Source organism: Aromatoleum evansii (assembly GCF_012910805.1).
Classification (GTDB): Bacteria; Pseudomonadota; Gammaproteobacteria; order Burkholderiales; family Rhodocyclaceae; genus Aromatoleum; species Aromatoleum evansii.
This window is the reverse complement of sequence record NZ_WTVK01000009.1, coordinates 98,606-114,349: the sequence shown is the minus strand read 5'-3', so window position 1 is coordinate 114,349 and position 15,744 is coordinate 98,606. Positions and strand designations below refer to the sequence as shown.

General features: G+C 65.6%; 15 protein-coding genes. 2 read left to right on the top strand and 13 right to left on the bottom strand.

Going from position 1 to position 15,744, the window contains the following annotated elements:
* Positions 1–12 precede the first annotated feature (12 nt).
* The gene (locus tag GO615_RS06525; RefSeq protein ID WP_169126231.1) at positions 13–1,107 is read right to left on the bottom strand and encodes an FUSC family protein; all 1,095 of its coding nucleotides are present in this window, start codon (positions 1,105–1,107) and stop codon (positions 13–15) included.
* 167 nt (positions 1,108–1,274) lie between these two features.
* On the opposite strand from GO615_RS06525, the gene GO615_RS06520 reads away from it, so the two are divergent.
* Entirely contained in the window at positions 1,275–1,955 is a 681-nt protein-coding gene (locus tag GO615_RS06520) for a hypothetical protein (RefSeq protein ID WP_169126230.1), read from the top strand.
* A 27-nt stretch (positions 1,956–1,982) separates the two neighbouring features.
* On the opposite strand, the gene GO615_RS06515 is transcribed toward GO615_RS06520, so the two are convergent.
* The gene (locus tag GO615_RS06515) at positions 1,983–2,618 is read right to left on the bottom strand and encodes a LysE/ArgO family amino acid transporter (protein ID WP_169126229.1); all 636 of its coding nucleotides are present in this window, start codon (positions 2,616–2,618) and stop codon (positions 1,983–1,985) included.
* A 95-nt stretch (positions 2,619–2,713) separates the two neighbouring features.
* On the opposite strand from GO615_RS06515, the gene GO615_RS06510 reads away from it, so the two are divergent.
* On the top strand, positions 2,714–3,631 hold the full coding sequence (locus GO615_RS06510) for a LysR family transcriptional regulator ArgP (RefSeq protein WP_169126228.1): 918 nt from the start codon (positions 2,714–2,716) through the stop codon (positions 3,629–3,631).
* A 67-nt stretch (positions 3,632–3,698) separates the two neighbouring features.
* Here the strand turns inward: GO615_RS06510 and GO615_RS06505 are convergent, their stop codons facing one another.
* From GO615_RS06505 to GO615_RS06455, 11 genes are all read right to left on the bottom strand, one after another.
* Positions 3,699–4,577: a cache domain-containing protein gene (locus GO615_RS06505; RefSeq protein ID WP_169126227.1), complete on the bottom strand. Its 879-nt coding sequence runs from the start codon at positions 4,575–4,577 to the stop codon at positions 3,699–3,701.
* A 94-nt stretch (positions 4,578–4,671) separates the two neighbouring features.
* Positions 4,672–6,012, bottom strand: coding sequence for a TRAP transporter large permease (locus GO615_RS06500; RefSeq protein ID WP_169126226.1), 1,341 nt, complete (start codon positions 6,010–6,012; stop codon positions 4,672–4,674).
* Between the two features lie 26 nt (positions 6,013–6,038).
* Entirely contained in the window at positions 6,039–6,587 is a 549-nt protein-coding gene (locus tag GO615_RS06495; RefSeq protein WP_169126225.1) for a TRAP transporter small permease, read from the bottom strand.
* 192 nt (positions 6,588–6,779) lie between these two features.
* Positions 6,780–7,778 carry a TRAP transporter substrate-binding protein gene (locus tag GO615_RS06490; RefSeq protein WP_169126224.1) on the bottom strand — a complete coding sequence of 333 codons (999 nt, stop codon included), beginning with the start codon at positions 7,776–7,778 and terminating at the stop codon, positions 6,780–6,782.
* A gap of 80 nt (positions 7,779–7,858) precedes the next feature.
* On the bottom strand, positions 7,859–9,295 hold the full coding sequence (locus GO615_RS06485) for an NAD(P)/FAD-dependent oxidoreductase (protein ID WP_169126223.1): 1,437 nt from the start codon (positions 9,293–9,295) through the stop codon (positions 7,859–7,861).
* A 29-nt stretch (positions 9,296–9,324) separates the two neighbouring features.
* The gene (locus GO615_RS06480) at positions 9,325–9,744 is read right to left on the bottom strand and encodes a nuclear transport factor 2 family protein (protein ID WP_169126222.1); all 420 of its coding nucleotides are present in this window, start codon (positions 9,742–9,744) and stop codon (positions 9,325–9,327) included.
* Between the two features lie 166 nt (positions 9,745–9,910).
* Entirely contained in the window at positions 9,911–10,732 is an 822-nt protein-coding gene (locus GO615_RS06475) for a thiazole synthase (RefSeq protein WP_169126221.1), read from the bottom strand.
* A gap of 27 nt (positions 10,733–10,759) precedes the next feature.
* Positions 10,760–10,969, bottom strand: coding sequence for a sulfur carrier protein ThiS (gene thiS / locus GO615_RS06470; protein ID WP_211166973.1), 210 nt, complete (start codon positions 10,967–10,969; stop codon positions 10,760–10,762).
* 16 nt (positions 10,970–10,985) lie between these two features.
* On the bottom strand, positions 10,986–11,993 hold the full coding sequence (locus GO615_RS06465) for a YeiH family protein (protein WP_211166981.1): 1,008 nt from the start codon (positions 11,991–11,993) through the stop codon (positions 10,986–10,988).
* 112 nt (positions 11,994–12,105) lie between these two features.
* Positions 12,106–13,917 carry a sulfoacetaldehyde acetyltransferase gene (xsc, locus tag GO615_RS06460; RefSeq protein ID WP_169126219.1) on the bottom strand — a complete coding sequence of 604 codons (1,812 nt, stop codon included), beginning with the start codon at positions 13,915–13,917 and terminating at the stop codon, positions 12,106–12,108.
* 291 nt (positions 13,918–14,208) lie between these two features.
* A complete protein-coding gene (locus GO615_RS06455; protein ID WP_339380149.1) occupies positions 14,209–15,636 on the bottom strand; it encodes an amino acid permease in 1,428 nt (475 codons plus the stop codon).
* Positions 15,637–15,744 lie beyond the last annotated feature (108 nt).

Below are 15,744 nucleotides of genomic sequence, written 5' to 3'. Positions count from 1 at the left end.
CATTCGCGCAGCCTAGCCGAACAGCCGCGCCGGAATCACCCGCCGCATCTGCCCGCCCAGCACACTCCGGAAGCGCGGACTGTGCAGGCAGATGCCGCCCGCAAAGCCGACCAGGCAACCGAGCAACGTATCGAAGAAGCGTGCCTGGATCAGTTCGGTGGCGGAGCCGTGTCCCAGGGTCGCCGCCTCGGCCAGCAGGATGGTCAGCGGCGTGATGAAGATCGCGGCGAAGCCGTAGTGCCGCACCACCGCAGTCTCGACGATGAAGGCGAGCCCGATCATCACCACCGAGATCGACCACTTGTCCAGCGGCAGGCTCAGCAGCGCCCACGACACGAGCATGCCGATGGCGGTGCCGAGGAGGCGATGCACCTGCTTGTCCCACACGGCGCGCAGGTTCATGCCCTGCATCACCGCGAGGCAGCTCACCGGCACCCAGTAGGCGCGCTCGAGCTGCAGCAGTTGGGCGAGCGCGAGGGACACGCCGACGCTCAGGCCGATCACGACCGAATCGAACACGACGAAATCGAAGCTCGGTGGGGGCAGCGGCTCGACGGGCTTGGGGTCGCGCCGGCGCAGGATGTACACGCTGTAGAAGAACGCGATCAGGCTCGCGAGCAGGCAGCCCATCGCGAACAGCCCGACCTTGAGCGGCACTTCGAGGATGTCGCCGGGCGAATAGGCGCCGATCGAGGCCGCCATGATGAAGAACAGGCTGCCGGGCGGGCCGACGCGGTAGAAGCGGCACACCATCGTCACGAGGATCGCGGTGAAGGTCAGCACCAGCATCATGACCGGCGGCACGAGGTGGCTCATCACCCCTAGCGCGTAGCTGGCCGTCATGGCGAAGGCACTCGCCATCAGCGCGACCATGCGGTGATGCAGGGGCGTTTCCGGCATGTAGAGGAACACCAGGCCGCCCAGCGAGGAGATCAGGCCGTAGTCCATGCGGTCGAACCAGGCACCCACCATCAGCGGCAGGCCGGTGGCCAGTGCCGCGGCGAACGGCATCTGCCAGGGCCGGTCGCTCGGCTTGATCGTCATGAGCTGGCGCAGTTCTTCGCGGACCAGCGCCGCGAGCCTGCTCCACCTGCCGTGGACTGTCATGGGTCGGGTTCTTCGAGTTTGGACGTAAGTACGCAAGGGTAGCGCACTTCCGCTGCGGCGCTGGTGACGGCTCCGCACGACGATATGCACTGCATGCGTTTGTCCCGCGAACCGATCGCGAACAATTCCATCTAAATGTTTCCACCAACCCCAGGAAGGAGGAATTCATGCATAACACGAAAAAGACGGTGCGGATTCTGGCGGGTACCCTGCTCTTGTGGGGCGCATCGCTGCCCGTGACGGCGACCGAAATGACGTTCTTCGTCACGAGCGCGGGCCCCGGCAATGGTGCGAACCTGGGCGGACTGGAAGGGGCCGACCGGCATTGCCAGACGCTCGCCGCAGCGGCTGGCGCCGGCAAACGCACCTGGCGCGCCTATCTCAGCACCCAGGCCGCGGCGCTCAACGACACCAATGTCGTACATGCGCGCGACCGCATCGGCACCGGCCCCTGGTTCAATGCCAAGGGTGCGCTGATCGCGCGCAATGTCGATGAATTGCATTCGCCGCATTCCAACCTGACCAAGGCCACCCTGGTGGACGAGAAGGGGCAGATGGTGAATGGCCGCACCGAGAAGCCCAACCGCCACGACATCCTCACCGGCTCGCGGCCCGACGGCACGGCCTTCCCGCCCAGCCCGCCGTTCAACGACATGACCTGCGGCAACTGGACGAAAGGCGGCGACGAGGGCATGGCAATGACCGGCCACCACGACCGCGCCGGACCGACCGGAGACGCATGGGCGACATCGTGGAACTCGGCACACCCGTCGCGCGGCGGCTGCAGCCAGAAAGCGCTGCAAAGCACGGGCGGCGACGGGTTGTTCTACTGCTTCGCCGAAAAATGAGCGCCGCGGGGGCGGAACGTCCCTGCCTTACCCGCCCATCGGGATCATGGCCGCGACGCCCTCCCCCTGCAGCAGGCTCGCCGCCAGCGCGAACATCACGAGCGCCATCAGCGCATCGAGCACGCGCCACGCGATCGCGCGCGCGAAGAGCGGCGCCAGCACGCGCGCCCCGTAGGCCAGCGTGAAGAACCACAGCAGGCTGGCCGCGGCCGAGCCGGCGCCGAAAACCCAGCGCCCGTGCTCGCCGTGCTGGTTCGCAAGGCCGCCGAGCAGGACCACCGTGTCGAGGTACACGTGGGGGTTCAGGAAGGTGAAGCCGAGGCAGGTGGCCACGGCCGTTGCGAGCGGCACCGGCGCGCCCGCCTCGACATGCATGCGCTCGCCCTGCCAGGCGCGCCGGGCGGCGAACCCGCCGTACATGACGAGGAAGGCCGCACCACCGTAGCGCGCAATGGCCAGCAGGTCCGGGCTCGACTGGATCAGGGCGCCCAGGCCGGCAATCCCGGCACCGATCAGCAGCGCATCGGACAGCGCGCAGATCAGCGCGACGGGCAGCAGGTGCTCGCGCCGGATGCCCTGCCGCAGCACGAAGGAGTTCTGTGCGCCGATCGCGACGATCAGGGCCATGCTGGCGAGGAATCCGGCCAGGAATCGGGTGTCCATGAACAGGCTCGGTGAAGGTTGTCGAGGCCACTTTAGCGAGCAACTTTCGATCAGAAAAACTAAACTTTTTTAGTTACCGTTAATTTTTCTGAATCATGAAGATCGACAACGCCCAGCTCGCGGCCTTCGCGATGGTGGTCCGCGAAGGCTCGTTCGAGGCGGCGGCGCGCAAGCTGCACGTCACGCCGTCGGCCGTGAGCCAGCGCATCAAGCTGCTGGAAGAGCGCCTCGGCCAGGTGCTGATCCGCCGCGCCACCCCCTGCCAGGCGACCGATGCCGGCAAGACGCTGGTGCGCTACACGGAAGAACTGGCGCTGCTCGAGGCGGAAATGCTCGGCACGCTGGGCGGCGCGGACACCACGCTGCAGGCGCCCCTGCGGATGCCCATCGCGGTCAATGCCGACTCGCTCGAAAGCTGGTTTTTAGCGGTCTTCGACGCGATGCCGGCCGAGCCGGCGATCAGCGTCGACCTGCGCGTCGAGGACCAGGACCATTCCGCCGCGCTGCTGCGCGAGGGCACGGTGATGGCGGCCGTAAGCGCGAGCCCGGCGGCGATCCAGGGCTGCACCGTCGAGCCCCTCGGCGTGATGCGCTACCTCGCGGTGAGCTCGCCGGCCTACGTCGCCTGCCATTTCCCGGCCGGTATGAATGCCGCCGCCCTCGGCAGCGCGCCGATGCTGCGCTTCAACCTGAAGGACGCGCTGCAGCAACAGTTCATCGCACTCTTCACGACCGACGCCCTGCAGCCGCCGACCCACATGGTGCCGTCGGTACATGGCTTCGTCGCGCTGGCGCAACGCGGGCTGGGTTGGGGCATGGTCCCCGAGCATTTCGCGCTGCCGGCCATCGCGGCGGGCGACCTGGTCGAGATCGCACCCGGCCGGTATCTGGACGTGCCGCTCCACTGGCACCGCTGGCGACTGGGCTCGCAGGCGCTGCACGCACTGACGTCCGCGGTGCGGACGGTTGCCCGTAATGCCTTGCGCCAGCACGCGCGCGAGATCACGGGTTAGCAGTCAGCCGACAAGGGGCGGCCGTCAGCCGCGTCACCAATCCGGCGCGAGCTGCATCAGGTCATCCTCAGCGCTGGAAGTAGCCGACGCCGACCAGTTTTCCATCCACGGCGCGGAAGTAGGAGTGCTTCCTTTCGACCTTGCCGGTCATCGGGTTCAGCCAGCTATAGTCGAGCTCGCCCTCACCCTTCTTCGCCGCGAGCCTGACCATCTCGGTGACGATCGGCTTGCCGTTCGGGTCGCGCACCTCGAAACCGTTGCTGCCGACAAGGGTCGGCGTCGCACCATGCGCAAGAAACCGACCGTCCGCCATGTCGATGACGAAGACGTACAGGTCATCGTGAACGAAGCGTCCGTCGAGCCGCTGGAACTGGGCCAGCGCGCCCTTCACATCCGCCTTCATCGCCTTGACCGCGTCCTTGAGCAGGGCCCGGGCCTGGACCGGGGTGGCACGGGGCGGATAGAAACCGACGGCGACGACGATCTCGCCGACCTTGCGGAACATCGTCACCTTCGGCTCGCCGCGGCTGTCGGCGGGGTTGAACCAGCGGTACTCGACCTGTCCGCCCCCTTTGGCTTTCGCCAGTTCGATCATCTCGCGGAAGAACGCCTTGCCTTCGACGTCGGTGTAGTCGAGCACGTTGTCGCCGATCAGCGCGGCCGACGATCCTCCGCTCGCAAGGAAGCGGCCGTCCATGCGCACCGCGTAGGCGTAGAGGTCGCGATCGACGAAAGCCGCCTGGCGACTGAAGTCGGCCGCACCTTTTTCCCCCGTTTGCTCGATGTGCTTGACCGCGCGCTCCAGCAGCGCGGTGGCGCGCTTGCCGAGTTCGCTGTCGAACAGGCGGATCGATTCGGCGTCGGCCGCATGGGCGGGTGACGTCAGTAAGCCCGTAACCAGGGCGAGGCCCAGCGTGAGAACGAGTGCGCGAACTGGAGCAGACATCGTCGAACCTCTTGAGAATGCTGTTTCGGTTGTTGTTTTCTCCCCGCAAAGCAAGCGTGCACGATGCACGCTTGCTTTGCGGGGCGGGAGTCGCTCAGTAGCCGAGCATCTGCGGCAACCACAGCGAGAGTTGCGGCACGAAGGCGATCAGGAAGATCGCGGCCGTCGAGGCGAGCACGAAGGGGTGGATGCGCGCGACGATCTGCTCGACCGTGGAACCGCCGATGCCGGATGCGACGAAGAGGTTCTCGCCCAGCGGCGGCGTCTGGAAGCCGACCGACAGCGTGCAGATCACGACGATGCCGACGTGGGTGGGGTCCGCGCCCATCATGTACATCACCGGCAACAGCACCGGCACCAGGATCATGATCGCGGCGAGCGTTTCCATGAACATGCCGACGAAAAGCAGGAACACGATGATCAGTGACCAGATCAGGTAGATGTTGTCGGTGAGGTTCAGCAGGGATTCCGCGATCGTCGCCGGGATGCGTTGTTCAACCAGCAGGCGCCCGAACACCACCGCCGCGAACAGGATCAGCAGCACCCGGCCGGTGATCCACGTCGTGGTCTTGAGCGAGTTCAGGATCGCGGCGAACTTGAGCTCGCGGTGCAGCACGAGACCGACGAACAGCGTGTAGAAGATCGCGACGATGGCCGACTCGGTCGGCGTGAACAGGCCGGTGTAGATGCCGCCGAGGATGATCACCGGCGCCAGCACGGACCACGTGCCCCGGCGCAGCGCTTGGCCGATCTCGCCGTACGACCATTTCTCCGTCAGCCCGCGATAGCCGCGCTTGTTGGAAATCATGTAGTTCGTGATCAGCAGTGCGGCGGCCATGATGAAGCCCGGGACGACGCCGGCGACGAACAGCTTGGGGATCGACAGCGACGCGAACTCGCCGTATTTCTCGACGGCATCGGACGGCGGCGCCATGCCCAGCGCCGAGATGCCGAAGATCACCATCGGGATCGACGGCGGGATGATGATGCCCAGACCGCCCGAGGCGGCAGTGACCGCCGAGGCGTAGCTGCGCTCGTACTTGCGGTTGACCATCGCCGGGATCATCAGCATGCCGACGGCGGCGGTCGTGGCCGGACCCGAGCCGGAGATCGCGCCGAAGAACAGGCACGCGAGCACCGTGGCCGCGCCGAGGCCGCCGGTGATCGGGCCGGCCAGGGTTTCGGCGATGTCCACGAGCCGCTTCGAGATGCCGGCGGCCTCCATCAGCGCGCCGGCAAGTACGAAGGCCGGCAGGGCCATCAGCGGGAAGCTGCCCACCGAGGTGAAGGCGATCTGCACGAAGGCGATGGGATTCTTCCCCAGCACCAGGAAGGCGACCATCGCCGCGCCGGCCAGCGACACCGTGATCGGCGCGCCCAGCAACAGCAGGGCGAAGAAGCCGCCGAACAGGATTTCTACCACATATGCTTCCATTGTCTTTTCTCCGCGGAGGATCCGTCTCAGGCATTCGCCGCGGCGGCGGCACGCTTCAGGTTCTCGAGCTCCTCGGCTTCCGGATCGAGGATCTCCACGCCCTTGAACAGCGACAGGTAGTTGTTCCACAGGATGCGGATCGACATCAGCACGAAGGCGATCGGCAGGATCATGTAGAAGTACTTCATCGGCAGCCCGATGGTCTGCGACTTCCAGAACAGGTTCATGCGGTTGAAGACGAAGTCGTAGCTGAGGAAGGCGAAATAGAGGTTGAAACCGACCCACAGCAGGTCGGCGAACGCCTCGCTGACCTTCTTGACGATGGGCGGGAAGAACTTGAAGTGGAAGGCCACGCGGTTGTGCGCCGACATCTTGGCCGCCACGCAGGCGCCGAGGTAGGCAAACCAGACGAAGAGATAAGTTGCGAGTTCTTCACCCCAGGGCAGCGAGTACTGAAAGAACTGACGCAGCAGGATCTGGACGAAGAGCAGCACGACGAAGAACGCGAGCAGCGCCTCGCACAGATACTCTTCGATGTTGCTGATGAATTTGAGGAAGATGCGCCCTGCGGCCATGACAAACTCCAGGAAATCCGGTGCGCCCGATCACACGGGGACGGCCCCTGCCACCGGCTGGAGTCGTCCGGAATCGTGGCGGCTTGTTGTGCGCGAGATCTGCGTTCGTGGCGGCTCCGGGGGCCGCATGCGGCACGAGCCGTGGCTCGCGCGCCGCATGCCTTGCCGCCGGACACCGCCTCCGGCCGAGGTTCAGCGGCCGAGCACCTTCTGTGCGCGGTCGAGCTTTTCCTTGCCGCCGATGCTCTTGTAGAACTTCGGCCACACCGCGGTGGTCGCCTTGGCGATCCACTCCTTCTCGCCGTTGGCCGGATCGGTGATCTGCATGCCGCGCGCGGCGAGGTCCTTCTTGATCTTGTCCTCGGTGTCGAGCAGGTACTTGAAGCTGTGCTCGGTGGCCTCCTGGCCGGCTTCGAGGATCGCCTTCTGCACCTCGGGCTTCTGCGACTTGAAGACCTGCTCGCTCACCACCAGCGGCTCCAGCGAGAAGATGTAGCGGATGTTGGTGATGTACTTCTGCACCTCGTAGAACTTCATCGCCGAGACGGTGATGTAGGGGTTGTCCTGGCCGTCGACGACGCGCTGCTGCAGGCCGGTGAAGGTTTCCGACCACGACATCGGGGTCGGGTTGATGCCCCACGCCTGATACGAAGAGATCATGATTTCGTTCTTCGGTACGCGGATCACCAGCCCCTTGAGGTCTTCCAGCGTCTTGACCGGGCGCTTGGAGTTGGTGAGCACGCGGAAGCCCGAGTAGGCCCAGCCGACGATGCGTACGCCGGCGTCGCGCACGGTGTTGTCGGTCAGCTCCTTGCCGATTTCACCCTGGGTCAGTTTTTTCGCTTCATCGGCGCTCTGGATCAGGTAGGGCATCGTCAGCAGACCGACCGTTGGCGAAAACGGTGTGATGTTGTTCACCGCGAGGATCGAGAAATCCAGCGTTCCCATCGCGGCGTTGTTGATCGTGTCTTCCTCGCTGCCGAGTTGCCCGTTGGGGAACAGGTCCACCTTGTGCTTGCCGCCGGTCTTCTGCTGGAACAGCTTGGCGAAAGTCGTCCCGAGTTCCCACTGCGTGCCGCCCGCGGCATCGCCGACGGCCATCTTGAAGGTCTCGGCGAGCGCAGCAGGCGCGGCCACCAGCAGGCTGGCGGCGGTGACGAGCGGCATCAGTACGTTCTTGCTGAATTTCATTTCTGTCTCCTCGATCTCTTTATGGTTTGGCAGATCTTGCTGCCTGGGGGTATCAAGGTGCTGCTTCCTGCAGCGGCCCGTTACAGGACTTCGTCCTTGAAGTGGTACCAGCGGTACAGCCACCACTGGCCGAAGCGGCGGAAGGGGGCGAACATTTCCGCCTCGACCATCTCGCGCACGTTCGGGAAGGGCAGCCTGGAGCGGAAGATCGGCAGCTCGGGCGTGCGGATGCCGGCGATGTTCTCGGCGAGGCGACGGCCGGCCTGCGCGGAGTACATGACGCCATTGCCGCCGTAGCCGAGTGCGTAATAGACCGTTTCCTTCGGATTCGGCTGATAGATGCGCGGCATCATGTCGTGCGCCACGTCCACCCAGCCCCACCACGAGTAGTCGATCTGGATGCCCTCGAGCGCCGGGAACTTGCGGTGCAGGTCGCGGATCAGGAACTGCTTGTACTTATCCTGCGGCGCGTCGTTGCCGGTGATCGCGCTGCGGCTGCCGATCTGCACGCGGCCGTCGGGCAGCAGGCGATAGTAGTGGCGCAGGATGCGCGTGTCGGTGATGACCTGGGTCGTGCGGAAGTTGCACGCGTCGATCTCGGCCTGCGTGAGCGGGCGCGTGACGATGGAGTTCGACAGGATCGGCAGGATGCGGTTCTTCAGCTCGCGGTGCAGGTGGTTCGAAGTGTAGCCGCCGGTGGCGATGCCGACCGCGCGGGCGCGCACGATGCCGCCGGGCGTCTTCAGGTGATGCACGCCGTTCTTCGTTTCCCAACCCGTCACCGGGCTCGCCGGGTGCACCTTCACGCCCAGAGCGCGCGCCTTCTTGAGGTAGCCGAAGGCGAGCTTGCCGGCGTGGATGCCGATGCCCTCGGGCTCGTGCATCGCGCCCGCGGCTTCCTTGTCATCCACGTACTCGCGCTTCACGGTGCCGGCGTCGAGGATGCGCGCGTCGTACTTGAAGACCTCGCGCAGGACTTTCGCTTCCTTCTCCAGCACCGGCATCACGCGCGGCTTGTGCGCGATGTAGAGATGGCCGCCCGGCTGCGGGTCGCAGTCGATGTCCTTGATCATCTCCTTGAAGTACTCCATCCCGTCGCACACTTCCTCGTGCATGCGCAGGGCGGTGTCGAGGCCGTAGCGCTCGATCCACTGCGAGCGCTTCAGCCGCCCGGAGGCGCACTGCGCCTGGCCGCCGTTGCGCGTGCTGCAGCCCCAGGCCGTGCGATTGGCCTCCAGCACTGTCGCCTTGATGCCGTGCTTCTCGGCGAGCGCGATGGCGGCCGTGAGGCCGGTGAAACCGGCGCCGATGATCACCACATCGACGTCCATGTCCTGGCGTACCGGACCGTCATCCGCGGGCGGTTCGCCGGCGGTGCCGATCCAGTAGGTCGGCGCGTAATCGCGGCCCTGCCCCGGCGTCGCCGATACCAGCGGATCGTAGGCCGGATCGTAGGGCTGCACCGGCGCGGTGGCGCGCTCGCTGCTTACGGTGCGCTTTTCTGCAATGGCTTCCATGTCCCGACTCCTGATGTGTCCGGGGATGCTCAGTTGCCCGCCTTGGCGACCGGCGGGCGATCCTTGCGGTAGGCGTTCTTGACCGCGATCTTGCCGTCGCGGAAGGTGAATACGTCGACCATGCGCGCCTCGATGCGCGTGCCGTCGACCTTGGTGCCGCTGAAGGTGGACTCCGATACGCCACGGTCGCCGCACACGAAGTGCTCACCGTCGAGCCAGGCGGCGTCGGGGAAGGTCTGCCAGGCGAGTTGGAAGCCGGCGCGTACCGCGTCACGACCGACGAAGCTCTTGCCGAACAGATCCGGGCCGGCCACCGCGTGGAATACGCAGTCCTCGGCCATGAAGCTCATCAGTGCCTCGATGTCGTGCCTGTTCCAGGCATCGGCGAAGGCCTTCAGCGTCTCGGCAGTGACTTCGCTGCGGGTCGGGGTGGCGGTCAGGCTGGTCATGAAAGTAAATCTCCGGAAAACTATTTTTGCCTAATATGAAACGTCTTGTACCGTTTTTTGAAACTTGATTTACATTAGGACTACGCCGCTACGCTGTCAAGAGAAATTTCGATTATCGGTACACAACTACAAACTTTCTGAAATTTCACTCCGCAGCGCGCAATACTCACGCGATCCGCCCCGCCATCGGCGACGACGGCGAAGCCGCGAAGCGGCGCGGCATGCGCCCCGCGAGAAAGGCCTCGCGTCCGGCCTGCACCGCCAGGCGCATCGCCCGCGCCATGCGCACCGGCTCGCGCGCATGGGCGATCGCGGTGTTCATCAGCACCCCGTCGCAACCGAGTTCCATCGCGATTGCCGCGTCGGAGGCGGTGCCCACGCCGGCATCGACGATCACCGGCACCCGAGCCTGCTCGATGATCAGCGACAGGTTCCACGGGTTGAGGATGCCCATGCCCGAGCCGATCAGGCTCGCCAGAGGCATCACCGCGACGCAGCCGATGTCTTCGAGGATGCGCGCCTGGATGGGGTCGTCGCTGCAATACACCATCACCTCGAAGCCGTCCTTCACCAACGCCTCGGCCGCCTTCAGCGTCTCGGGCATGTTCGGGAACAGCGTCTTCTCGTCGCCGAGCACCTCGAGTTTGCACAACGGATGGCCATCGAGCAGTTCGCGTGCGAGCTGCAGCGTGTAGACCGCGTCCTTGGCGTTAAAACAGCCGCCCGTGTTGGGCAGGATCGTGAAGCGGTCGGGCGGCACGGCGTCGAGCAGATTCGGCTCGTGGGCGTGCTGGCCGATGTTCACGCGGCGGATCGTCACGGTGACGATGTCGGTGCCGCTCGCGTCGACCGCGGCCCGCGTTTCGTCGAAGTCGCGATACTTGCCGGTGCCCACCAGCAGGCGCGACGCGTAGGTCTTGCCGGCGATCGTGAGGCCCACGTCGGTCACGGCCGGCCGGATCTCGTCCGGGGTGTCGTTCAGCTTCATTCCGTTCGTTCCTCCTCTACTTGTTTACTAGCCGCCGCCGATCGCGACGACGACCTCGACGCGATCATCCGGTTGCAGCACCCGGCCCGCCCAGCGCGGCGACGGGATCACCTCGCGATTGACGGCGACCGCGACACGCTTGCCCAGCAGGTCCAGGCTGGCGATGAGGTCGTGCAGGCTGCGGCCGGCGCGCAGCATGTGCGCCGCTCCGTTCAGTTCTATCTTCACGCTGACCATGGTCCGCCCTCCGTCATTACGTCGCGATCAGGCGGGCGGCGAAGACCACCGCCAGCATGTAAGCAGCCACGAACAAGGCCTCGCCCGACAGCAGCACGATCGGCTTCCACCCCAGTTCGGCGAGTTTCTCCAGCGAGGTCTTCACGCCCAGCGCGGCGATCGAGATCACCAGGCACCAGCGCGAGAGCGTGGAGCTCGCCTCGACCAGCTCGTGCGAGAGCAGGCCCAGGCTGTTGAGCGCCGCCAGCGCTGCGAAGGCGACGAGGAAAAGCGGCAGGATCGGCGTCTTCTTCGCGCTGCCGCCGTTTTCCTTCTTGCGCTCGGCGTGGAACACCAACGCGAGCACGACGACCACCGGCATCAGCATCGCGACACGGAACATCTTCGCGAGCGTCGCTGCGTCGCCGACCTCGGGCGAGATGATCAGCCCGGCGCCGACCACCTGCGCGACGTCGTGGATCGAGCCACCGAGGAAGAGCCCCGCCTCGCTCACCGACAACCCGGCGGCCTTCACGACCAGCGGATAGAGCACCATCGCCACGGTCGAGAAGATCGCCACGCCGATCGCGGTGAGCAACGTGTAGCGCTCGGTCTCGCGTGTCGCGGGCAGCGTCGAGGAGATCGCGAGCGTCGCGGAGATGCCGCAGATGCCCGTGCCGCCGCCCGAGAGCAGGCCCAGCAGCGGCGGCAGGCCGAGGATGCGGGCGAGCAACAGGCCGAAGCCGATGGTCAGCACCACCGCGCCGACGAGGGCACCGACGCCGATCAGCCCCAGGTCGCTCACGTCGCTGGCGACGATGCGCGCACCGAGCAGCGCGACGCCGAAGCGCACGAGCTTCTTCGCGGAAACCTCGATGCCGGGGATGCACTTCTCGCTGTCGGAAAGGAAGTGGAACGCGATGCCCAGCAGCAGCGCGTAGAGAAACTGCGGTCCGCCGTAATGCTCGGACACGAAGGTCGCCGCGACGGCAATCACGGCGCACAGCATGAAGCCCGGCATCAGCACACGCACCTCGCTGAACATCGCGGGCGGCGCAATTGTCGTTTGAGTGGTCATTGGATCGGGGTCCGGTGGGGATGTCGGGCGGTGGCGGAACGGCCTTGTGGGCCGCCCCGCCTTCTTCAGGCGCTACGGATCAGACGTAGTCCTTGTACTTGTCGAGGTGACGCACCGGCTTCGAGAGCGCGTCGCGGCGGAACGGGTCGCCCAGTTCGCGCGTGCACATGATCTCGATGATGCAGGTCTTGCCGTGGTTCATCTGCAGGTCGATGGCCTTCTTCAGCGCCGGGCCCACGTCCTCCAGCCGATCCACGGTGATGCCCTCGGCGCCCATCGCCCGCGCGATTTCCGCGAAACTCTGGTTGTCGAGTTCGCCGGCGACGAAGCGGCGGTTGTAGAAGTCCACCTGGTTCTTCTTCTCCGCGCCCCACTGGCGGTTATGGAACACCACCGCGGTCACCGGGATGTTATGGCGCACGCAGGTCATCGTCTCCATCAGGCTCATGCCCCAGGCGCCGTCACCGGCGTAGGACACTGCCGGGCGATGCGGCGCGGCGACCTTCGCGCCGATGATGGTCGGGAAGGCGTAACCGCAGTTGCCGAAGCTCATCGCGGCGAAGAAGCTGCGCGGCTTCTCGAAGCGCAGGTAGCTGTTGGCGACCGAGTTGATGTTGCCGATGTCGGTGGACACCATCACGTCCGGCGGCATCGCCTTTTCCAGTTCGCGCAGCACCTGGCGCGGATGCAGGTAGTCGCCGCCGTTGAAGGTCTTCTCCTTGGCGTTCTCCTCGATCATGTCGAGGCTGAAGGGGTCGCGCTCGTGCGTCCACTCGTCGAGTTCGCGCTCCCACGCGGCCTTCTCTTCCTGCACCTTGGCGAAGCGCTGCTCGCGGGTTGCATCGCATTCGAGCGTGCGGCCGGTCAAGCGCCACACCAGCGCCTTCGCGGCGGCCTTGGCGTCGCCGCAGATGCCCACCGAGATCTTCTTCACCAGGCCCAGCATCTTGTTGTCGGCGTCGATCTGGATGATCTTGGCATTCTTCGGCCAGTAGTCCATGCCGTGCTGCGGCAGCGTGCCGAAGGGGCCGAGGCGCGAACCGAGCGCGACGACCACGTCGGCCTGGCTGATCAGCTTCATCGCCGCCTTGGAGCCCTGGTAGCCGAGCGGGCCGCACCACAGCGGGTGGCTCGCCGGGAAGGAATCGTTGTGCAGGTAACTATTCACGACCGGCGCACCCAGGCGCTCGGCGAGCGCCTTGCACTCCTCGACCGCATCGGCCATCACCACGCCGCCGCCCGAGATGATCACCGGGAACTTGGCAGTGGCGAGCAGCTCGGCCGCTTCGTTCAGGCTCTGCTCGCCGCCGGGGCCGCGATCGAGACGGCTGGGCTTGGGGATCTCGCAGGTGATCTCGCCGTAGAAGTAGTCGCGCGGGATGTTGAGCTGGGTCGGGCCCATCTCGCTCATCGCGCGGTCGAAGCAGCGGCCGGTGAACTCGGCCATGCGCGCGGGGTTGGTGACGTGGCCCTGGTACTTGGTGAATTCCTGGAACATCGGCAGCTGCTTGCATTCCTGGAAGCCGCCCAGGCCCATGGTCATGGTGCCGGTCTCGGGGGTCACGATCACGACCGGGCTGTGCGCCCAGTACGCCGCCGCGATGGAGGTCACGCAGTTGGAGATGCCGGGACCGTTCTGGCCGATCACGACACCGTGGCGACCCGACACGCGCGAGTAGCCGTCGGCCATGTGGCCCGCACCCTGCTCATGCACCACCGGGATCAGGCGGATGCCGGCCGGCGCGAAGATGTCCATCGCGTCCATGAAGGCCGAGCCCATGATCCCGAACATGTCGGTCACGCCGTTGGCCACCATGGTTTCCACGAAGGCTTCCGACGGGGTCATCTTGTGCGGGCCGCTGACGACGGTGCGGCGGTCTTGTTCGCTCATTGCTGCTGTCTCCTTGTCGAGTGATCGCGAAGTCAAGATATCGTTTTCGGTACCTAGCGTTCCGATATTCGATACTTGAGTTCAATGTACGTCGACATTTTTGAGACGTCAACATAAATTTCGTTTTTCTGAACCATTTGTCTCTTATTTTGAAATTACATCCAAGTGCAGCAGGATCGGCAGGGCGTGGACGTGAAAACGGCATCCGCGCCAATCGGCGACGGATGCCGTTTTCTGCCGAAGCGCGGCGGCGCGGGGCCGGTGACGGCCCCTACCCCGCGCACGGAGGGATCAGGATCGCTCGAAAGCCTGCGTGTCGATCACGACGGGGGCGATGTCCGGTTTCGCCAACCACAGGCTTTTCATGCCGTACAGGGCAAGCAGGATGCCCAGGCTCGCCACGCCCAGCAGCAGCGGCGTGCGCTGCTCGGGGATGAAGGCCATCGCGACGACGATCGCGAGCATGCCGACGATCGCGACCCAGGTGAGATAGGGATAGCACCACATCTTCACGCGCAGGCGCGCGGGATCTTCCTTCTCGAGACGGGCACGCAGGCGCAGCTGGGAAACCGCGATCGACACATAGACGAAGATCGCGACGGTGCCGTACGAATTCACGAGGAAGGCGAACACCGTGTCGGGCGACACGTACGACATCACCACCGCCCCGTAACCGAACAGCGTGCCGATCAGGATCGCCGGCACCGGTACGCCGTTGCGGCTCACCTTCGCCAGCACCATCGGCGCATCGCCGCGGCGCGTCAGCGCGAAGAGCATGCGCGAGGAGGCGTAGAGGCCGGAGTTCAGCGCCGACAGCACCGCGGTCAGGACGATCGCGTTCATGATCTGCGCCGCGGCCGGAATACCGATCGCGTCGAGCGCGCTGACGTAGGGCGTCGAGATCGCACTGGAGTTCCACGGCACGAGGCATACGACGAGCAGTACCGAGCCTACGTAGAACACCAGCACGCGGGTGATCACCGAACTCGTCGCCTTCGCGACGGCGCGCTCGGGCTCCGCTGTCTCGGCCGCGGCGACCGTGACGATCTCGGCACCGAAGTAGAAGCCGGTGGCGGCAACCGCCCCCGTCAGCACCGGCACGATGCCGTTCGGCATGAAGCCGCCGTGCTCGGTCAGGTTGGCGACGCTGGCCGTGGCGTCCGGCCACATCCCCAGCACGTACAGGCCGCCGAGGAACAGGAACACGATGATCGCCGCGACCTTGATCGATGCGAACCAGAACTCGAACTCGCCGAAGGATTTCACCGAGATCAGGTTGGTCATCGTCAGCGTCACCAGCAAGACCAGGCTGATGATCCAGGCCGGCACGTCCGGCAGCCAGTAACGCACCAGATCCGCCCCGGCGACCGCTTCGAGCGCGACGACGATGACCCAGAAGTACCAGTACATCCAGCCGGTCAGGAAGCCGGCGAGATTGCCGACCGCGGGCCGGTCCGACCACGCGGTGCGGGCGAATTCGTAGAAGGCGCCGACACCCGGCATCGCCACAGCCATCTCGCCGAGCATGCGCATCACCAGCACCACGAGCCCGCCCGTGAGCAGGAAGGACAGCACCGCGGCCGGGCCGGCCGACTTGATCACCACGCCGCTGCCCACGAAGAGGCCTGCGCCGATCACGCCGCCCAGCGCGATCATCGTCATGTGCCGCTGCTTGAGGCCGTGCTGCAGCCCAGCCGAATTTCCAGCTTCCGGTTTCACGTCCGTCTCCTCCGTTGGCGCGGCCCGCAAGGCCGCAACCGATGCTTGTCGTCTTCTTGCGCGTCCGGTCGCGGGCCAATCGTTCAGCCTTATGCACGGATTCGCTGT